A 6,525-nucleotide genomic window follows, 5' to 3' on the forward strand; every position below is an offset into this window, starting at 1 on the left:
CCGCGCTGCTCGCGGCGGCGCCCCCCAGCCATTGCGTGCGGTCCTGCGAGGAGATCCGCGAGCTGGCGGTGCCGATCACCCACGGTTCGTACTATGAGGTCCGTCCGCCTGCGCTCGACGGCACGGGCGAGATCAGCATGCGCGACCTGGTCAAGTTCGTGCTCGCGATGCGACCCGATCGGATCGTCGTCGGCGAGGTGCGTGGCGCCGAGGCATTCGAGCTCACCCGAGCGGTGAACGCGGGCTGCGGGTTCTTGTGCACGGTCCACGCCAACAGTGCCGCCGAGGCGTTGGACGCGCTGGTCAACGCCGCGCTGATGGCAGGCGAGAACGTGACCGAACGGATCGTGCGCAAGGTCTTCTCCGAGTCGCTCGACGTCGTGATCCACGTCGACCGCGACGACATCGTGAGTGGCGACGCCGATGCGCTGCGCCGGCAGGTGATGGAGATCGTTGCGGTCGTCCCGGCGCTGCGAAACGACTTCACCGTGGAGCCGCTGTTCGTGCGCGACGCGATCGGCGCGCCGCTGCGGTGGACGGGTGCGTTCCCGTCGCGACTCGAGGAGCGTCTCGCCCGCGTGCTGCCCGAAGTACAACTCCACGCGATCGTCTCCGGCGCGGAGCGGCAATCGTGAGCTTTGCTGCCGCGTTCTGCATTGGCGTGTCGTGCTACTTCATTGCGGGTTACCTCGTGGGCCAACCGGTGCGCCTGCATCGCTGGCGTCAGGAACGGCCGACCGTCACCGCGCAGCAGCTCTGGCTCGCGCAAGCCGGCGCCGCGCTCACGCCCCTCCAGTTCTGGGCCGGCTCGGTGCTCGTGGGGCTGGTCGCGCTCGTCGTGGGCACACTGGTCACCGGCACCGTTCTCGTCGCGGTCGTCCCGGCCGTCGCGGTCGCGTCGCTGCCGCGCGCGTACTACGCGAGCCGCCGCACTGCGCGGCTTCGTGAAGTGCAGGCAGCGTGGCCCGACGGGTTGCGCGATCTCGGCGCATCGATCGCTTCCGGCCGATCGCTCACCGGAGCACTGGTCGAGCTGGCCACGACGGGTCCCGCCCCGCTGCGCGCGGCGTTCGCACGCTTCGCGTCGAACTCGCGGATGCTCGGCCCGGTGCCCGCACTCGAAGTGATCAGAGAAGAGGTCGCCGATCCCACGAGCGACCGCGTCATCGAAGTCCTGATCCTCGCGTCGGAGCGCGGCGGTCAGATCGTGAAGGAGATTCTCGAGGATCTCGTGATCGCGACCACGAAAGACCTGAAGGTGCTCGACGAGATCGAGACCGAAGGCCTCGAGATGAAGATCAACGCGCGAGCCGTGCTCGTCCTCCCGTGGTTCGTGTTGGTGGCGCTCACGTTGCGCGGAGGCGCGTTCCGCGATTTCTACGCATCGACCGCCGGCCTGCTCGTCGTGCTCGTCGGTGGCGCTCTCAGTGCCGTCGGGTATGTCTGGATCAGTCATCTCGGGCGATCGCAGCAGGAGCAGCGAGTACTCGGCGGTGCGCGCGTCACTGCGGTGGACGTCGCGTGACCGACGGGTTCCTCCTCGCGATCGCCGTAGCGGGAACCGGGCTCGCGGCGGCGGGTGCGGCTGCCCTCGTCGTCCGGCCTGCCCCTCGCCTGGCGCCGCGGGTTCGTCCGTACACGGTGGTCACACGCACGCGCGTGCGTGGCGACGCCGACATTGCCGCGCTCCTGCAGCCCTCTCATCAGACGCGCGGCGGCTGGATGTACCGCCTTGTCGCGCCGCCGTTGCTCGCGCTCGCGGCGCGAGTGGGACGCGTCGTCGAGCGGCGTGAAGACGAGTCGCTCGCGCTCTCACTCCGGCAGGCGGGGTACGTCGGCGTATCGCCCGCCGACTACCGCACGGGCGTCGTCACCCGGTTGGCCCTGTTCGGCGCTGCCGGGGTCGGGTTCGGCATCGTCGTGTTTCACTCTCCTCTTGCCACGCTCGGGCTCGCGGCGTGCGGTGCGGTGTTCGGCGCGTCGCGATCGCGCGGCCGAATCGACCGCGCGATTCGTGACCGAGCTGAGCGCATCCGGCTCGAGCTCTACACGGTGAACCAACTCCTCGCGATGAACGTCCGCACCGGCGCAGGTCCGATTCAGGCGGTGCAGCGACTCATCGACCGCGGTTCGGGCGTGGTCGTGGAGGAGCTCCGCGCGGTGCTCACCGCGGTCCGGCGCGGCACGGCCGAGCCCGCGGCCTTCCGGCGCGCGGCCGAGCTCACGCCCGAACCGGCCGCTGCGCGCACATACAAGCTGTTCGCCGCAGGCGCCGAGCGCGGTGTCGACCTCGCGGCTGGGCTTCGGGCGCTCAGCGAAGACCTCCGCGACGCGCGGCGCGAGGAGATCCGCAAGTCCGCCACGAGACGCCGCGCCGCCATGCTCGTGCCGACGATCGCGGTGCTCGCGCCCGTGATGTTGCTGTTCATCGCCGCGCCACTCCCTTCGATCGTCTTCGGGAGCCGGTGATGGCGAGTTGCCCGGAAGTCACAGACACCCGATCCCGGAGAATAAGGAGAGCGCAGGATGATCGTTCGCTGGTATGCCTGGATGGCTTCGCGTCGAGAGAGCGGAGAGGCGGGCATGACGACCGCCGAGCTGCTCGGGAATGCGGCCCTGGGAATCGCGGCGCTGGTCGCGATCTGGGCCGTACTCCAGACGCTCGGGCTCGACATCGTCGACTGGATCCGAGGTCAGCTCCGCGTCTGACGGCGCACGACGCCGGCATGACGACGGTGCAGTTCGTGATGGCGACCGCGCTGTCGCTGTTCGTGTTCGTCATGCTCGCGAACTTCGTCGTCGACCTGTATGCCAGAGGCGCGATCCGCGCCGCGGTCGACGAGGGTGCGCGAGCCGGGGCGCCGATCGACTCTTCGGTCGGGGAGTGCGAGCGCCGGGCGAAGGATGCCCTCGACGACCTGCTCGGCGGCGCGATGCGGGCGGGTGTACACGTCGACTGTGTCGCCGACCTCGGCACGATCCGCGCGCGGGCGACAGTCGTCCTCCATGGCTGGCTCCCCGGCGTCGTTCCCGACTGGTCGTTCTCCCTCGTTGGTACCGCGGTCAAGGAGCACAGCCCGTGAGGAGAGCGGTCAGCAGCGAAGGCGGCTTCGTCGCGACGGAGCTCGCGTTGGGCATCGGTGTGCTCCTGTTGCCGGTCGTGGTCGTGGTGCTGACGATCTCGGCCTGGTCAGAACGCCAGACGACGGCCCGCGCGATCGCTCGCGAGGTCGGCAGGGCGGTCGCGCGCGACGGCTGGTGTAACACGATCCTCGCGAACGGTCTCGCCGGGATGATGGGTGCCAACCTGGGTCTCGCGCCGGCCGACATGCACGTCGAGCTCGACTGCGCGCCGAACGCGGCCCTCGCGCCGGGAAGTGATGTCCAGGTGAGCGTCTCCGTGCGCATGCCCGCGGTCCACCTGCCCGCGCTCGGCAGCGTCGGTGAGTGGGGCTGGACCGCTCGGCATCGCCAGCCGGTGGATCGCTACGGGAGCGCACGGTGAGCCATCTCGGCCAACCGGCCCGCGAGCGGGGCGCCGTGACGCTCTGGTTGCTCGGCCTCTGCGTGATGCTGTTCGCACTCGGCGGCATCAGCGTCGACCTCTGGAGGTCGTTCTCCGCGCGTCGCGCGCTGGCGTCCGGCGCCGACGCGGCCGCGCTGGCCGGCGCCTCGGCGATCGACGAAGGGCGGTACCGCAAGTCGGAGGTCATCGCGCTCGTGCCGGCAATCGCCGAGCACCGCGCTCGGGCGAGTCTCGCCGGGCAGCCTGACCAGGCCGCGCGGCGCGGCGCTGACGTGCTCGCCACCGAGGAGTCGGTCACCGTCATCGTGCGCGGTCGCGTCGGTTTCACGCTCCTCGGCCTCTTCGGTCATGGCGACTTCGACGTGGAAGTGGTCGCTACCGCCATCCCTCGGCGTTCGTTGTGAAGCTCGTCGTGCTCCTCGTCGTCGTCTCGGTTGGTCTGGGGGCGGGGCGCGCCGACGCACAGACCGGTGGCGGAGAGCTGAGGCCCGGATACGTGCGCGCAACGGCGCGCGACCTCGGTGCCGGCTCGTTTCCCGGCGGGGGATTGCCGGCACGCGCGCCCTCGGTGCAGTCGCTCTTCAGCTGGCAGCGGCAGGCGTCGGGCATGGTCTGCGTCCACCTCGCGGGAGGAGTGCCGCCCGAGCTCGCGGGTCATGCATTTCCGATTCCCGGTCCTACGGCCGTGACGGCCCACCAGGTGATCGGGCCCGGCGTGCCGCTCGTCCCGCCCGGTGTGATGGCGCTCGACGACCCCGCGCTCGTCCCGCCTGGCGCGTTCGTCGTCGGAGACTTCGTCACGGAGATCGGTTCCGCACCGAACCTCGTCCTTTCAGTACCGCGCTGCGTCCGGCCCGGGGCCCCGCTCCTCGGCGAGCCTCCGTCGCCGGCCGAGATCTGGCAGGAGACGCCGCTCCCGCGCACTGCCGTGCACGCGAGCCCACCCGGCACACCCGGTTGGCCCGGCATCACGCGCCTCGCCACCTTCTTCTGGGGAAACGCGGTGCCCGACACGATCGCGAGCGTCTCGTTGCGTGGGTTCGACGTGAGGGTCGTCGCTCACCCGATCGCGTACGCGTGGTCGTTCGGCGAGGGAACCACGCTCGTCGGTCCCGATCCCGGCAGCGCCGGCGCGCCCGTGCCCGTCACGTTCCTGCGTCGCGGCAACTACGTCGTCGAGCTCTTCGTCGTGTGGGAAGGCCGGGCGCGCATCTCGTTCGATGGCCTCGAGCTCGCCAACCAGGAGCTCGGCACCGTCACGCTCCCCGAGCGAGTGCCGTACCACGTCGCCGAGATCCGGGCGGTGCTGCGGACCACCCCGGGGCGGCGCTAGCGTCCGGAGGCGAGCGACTGCGCCGCAGGTACCCTGCGGCGCAGCGGGCCGTGGCCGAGCGGCCCGGCGCAGCGGAGCTGCGCCGAGAGCGGAGAAGAGTCCTATGTTCAAGACGATCGTCGTGGGGACCGACGGCAGCGAGGGCGCCATGCGCGCGGTCGTGACCGCCGCCGACCTCGCCGCCTCGCAGAGCGGCGCCACGCTGCACATCGTGAGCGTGCAGAAGCCCATGGCGGCCACCGCGATCGCGTCCTCGGAGATGGCGGTGGCGAGCGGCTCTGCCGCCGGGCTGGAGTGGGAGCAAGAGGCCCGGCAGCAGCTCGAGGGCACCCTCGAGCAGTCGGCCCGCGACGCGGCGCGTGAGGGCGTCACGATCGAGACCCACGCCCGGTTCGGCAGCCCGGCCGAGGTGCTGTGCGACCTCGCCGCTCACTTGCAGGCCGATCTCATCGTCGTCGGCAACAAGGGCATGCAGGGCGGCCGCCGCTTCCTCGGCAGCGTCCCGAACACGGTGTCGCACCACTCACCGTGCAGCGTGCTCATCCTCGACACGCAGTGACCCGCGCACTGACCTGATGGAACGGCCGGTGGAGCGGCCGACGAAGAGGTTGGTCGCGATCTTTCGCGACCCGCTCCACACGTTCCTGCTGCTGGCTGTCGTCGTCGGCGGCTACCTCGTCGTCGTGGTGCCGTACTTCGGCGGGACCGACGAGCCTGCACACTTCTACCGCTCGTACCAGATCTCTACCGGGCAGTTCGTGCCCGAGAAGATCGCCGGCTCCGACTTCAGCGGGTTCTGCGCGCCGAAAGATCTCGTCTCCGACGTCGAGCGCTACAAGGCTTCGTACCTGAAGCATCTCGAGGCGCTCGCAGGGGTCGAGCTGCCCACCCTTCCGAGCGCCCGGCAGCGGCGCTGCTCCTCGAAGGCGGACGCGCCGGAGACCTTCTCCACTTTCGGGTCACCCGTGCCCTACGCCCCGCAAGTGCTGGCGATCCTCGCCGCACGGGAGGTCGGTGCGGGCGCGGGAGGGATGTTGCTTGCCGGCCGCATCGCCTTGCTGGCTGCGTACGTGACCATCGTCGCGTTCGCGATCCGGCGCGCACCGCGCGCGCGGTGGGCACTCGTCGCGACCGCGCTGATCCCGGTGGCAGTGTTCCAATCGGCGTCGTCGCTCTCGCCGGACGCGTTCACCACTGCGGTGGCGCTCCTCGTCGTGTCCTCGGCGCTGCGCGCGCTCGATCCTCCCGCGGGCGCGACCCCACGACATCTCGTCGTCGAAGCCGCGCTGTTGAGCGCGCTGCTCGGCGTGTGCAAGCCCGCGTACGTCGTGGTCGCGGGCTGCTACTTGCTGCCACTCCTCGGATCCCGGGAGCGACGCGCCAAGCTCTGGGGGCTCGCCCCCGCCGCCGCGGTGGGTGTGGTGGTGACCCTTGTCTGGAACGAGATCGTCGGCGGCGTTTGGCGGACCGATGCCACGTTGTTCGGCGCCCGGCCCGATCCACCGGCGCGCAAGCACGACCTGTTCACTGCTCCGTGGCACTTCGTGGCCGACGCCGCCCGTACCGTCCCCGATCAGTTCTGGGATTGGTTGAAGGGACTCTGGGGGGTGGGGCCCTCGGTCACGAACTGGCCGGGCGCCGTGATCGTGGTCGCGGTCGTGCTCTT

The 6,525-nt window shown here is 70.6% G+C and carries 10 protein-coding genes; all 10 read left to right on the forward strand.

What is annotated here, in order from left to right:
* Window positions 1-635, forward strand: a 635-nt coding sequence (locus WD271_05160; GenBank protein ID MEX1007216.1) for an ATPase, T2SS/T4P/T4SS family, incomplete at its 5' end; no start/stop codon positions are given.
* Complete coding sequence (locus tag WD271_05165) at window positions 632-1,525, forward strand: hypothetical protein (protein MEX1007217.1); 894 nt, start codon at window positions 632-634, stop codon at window positions 1,523-1,525. The genes WD271_05160 and WD271_05165, both read left to right, overlap by 4 nt.
* Window positions 1,522-2,469 carry a type II secretion system F family protein gene (locus WD271_05170; protein MEX1007218.1) on the forward strand — a complete coding sequence of 316 codons (948 nt, stop codon included), beginning with the start codon at window positions 1,522-1,524 and terminating at the stop codon, window positions 2,467-2,469. The genes WD271_05165 and WD271_05170 overlap by 4 nt, the downstream gene beginning before the upstream one ends.
* A 114-nt stretch (window positions 2,470-2,583) precedes the next feature.
* Window positions 2,584-2,709: a hypothetical protein gene (locus tag WD271_05175; protein MEX1007219.1), complete on the forward strand. Its 126-nt coding sequence runs from the start codon at window positions 2,584-2,586 to the stop codon at window positions 2,707-2,709.
* A gap of 17 nt (window positions 2,710-2,726) precedes the next feature.
* Entirely contained in the window at window positions 2,727-3,083 is a 357-nt protein-coding gene (locus tag WD271_05180) for a hypothetical protein (protein ID MEX1007220.1), read from the forward strand.
* Window positions 3,080-3,505 carry a hypothetical protein gene (locus WD271_05185; protein ID MEX1007221.1) on the forward strand — a complete coding sequence of 142 codons (426 nt, stop codon included), beginning with the start codon at window positions 3,080-3,082 and terminating at the stop codon, window positions 3,503-3,505. The genes WD271_05180 and WD271_05185 overlap by 4 nt, the downstream gene beginning before the upstream one ends.
* Entirely contained in the window at window positions 3,502-3,930 is a 429-nt protein-coding gene (locus WD271_05190; GenBank protein ID MEX1007222.1) for a pilus assembly protein TadG-related protein, read from the forward strand. Before WD271_05185 ends, WD271_05190 begins: the two co-directional genes overlap by 4 nt.
* Complete coding sequence (locus WD271_05195) at window positions 3,927-4,859, forward strand: hypothetical protein (protein ID MEX1007223.1); 933 nt, start codon at window positions 3,927-3,929, stop codon at window positions 4,857-4,859. The genes WD271_05190 and WD271_05195 overlap by 4 nt, the downstream gene beginning before the upstream one ends.
* 103 nt (window positions 4,860-4,962) lie before the next feature.
* The gene (locus tag WD271_05200) at window positions 4,963-5,418 is read left to right on the forward strand and encodes a universal stress protein (protein ID MEX1007224.1); all 456 of its coding nucleotides are present in this window, start codon (window positions 4,963-4,965) and stop codon (window positions 5,416-5,418) included.
* Between the two features lie 16 nt (window positions 5,419-5,434).
* A partial coding sequence (locus tag WD271_05205) for a DUF2142 domain-containing protein (GenBank protein MEX1007225.1) occupies window positions 5,435-6,525 on the forward strand: 1,091 nt, incomplete at its 3' end.

Source organism: Acidimicrobiia bacterium (assembly GCA_040880805.1).
Lineage (GTDB): Bacteria > Actinomycetota > Acidimicrobiia > IMCC26256 > DASPTH01 > DASPTH01.

Coding starts and splice junctions, on each gene's coding strand:
- WD271_05175 (MEX1007219.1), top strand. CDS start 2,584: ATGACGACCGCCGAGCTGCTCGGGAATGCGGCCCTGGGAATCGCGGCG.
- WD271_05180 (MEX1007220.1), top strand. CDS start 2,727: ATGACGACGGTGCAGTTCGTGATGGCGACCGCGCTGTCGCTGTTCGTG.
- WD271_05200 (MEX1007224.1), top strand. CDS start 4,963: ATGTTCAAGACGATCGTCGTGGGGACCGACGGCAGCGAGGGCGCCATG.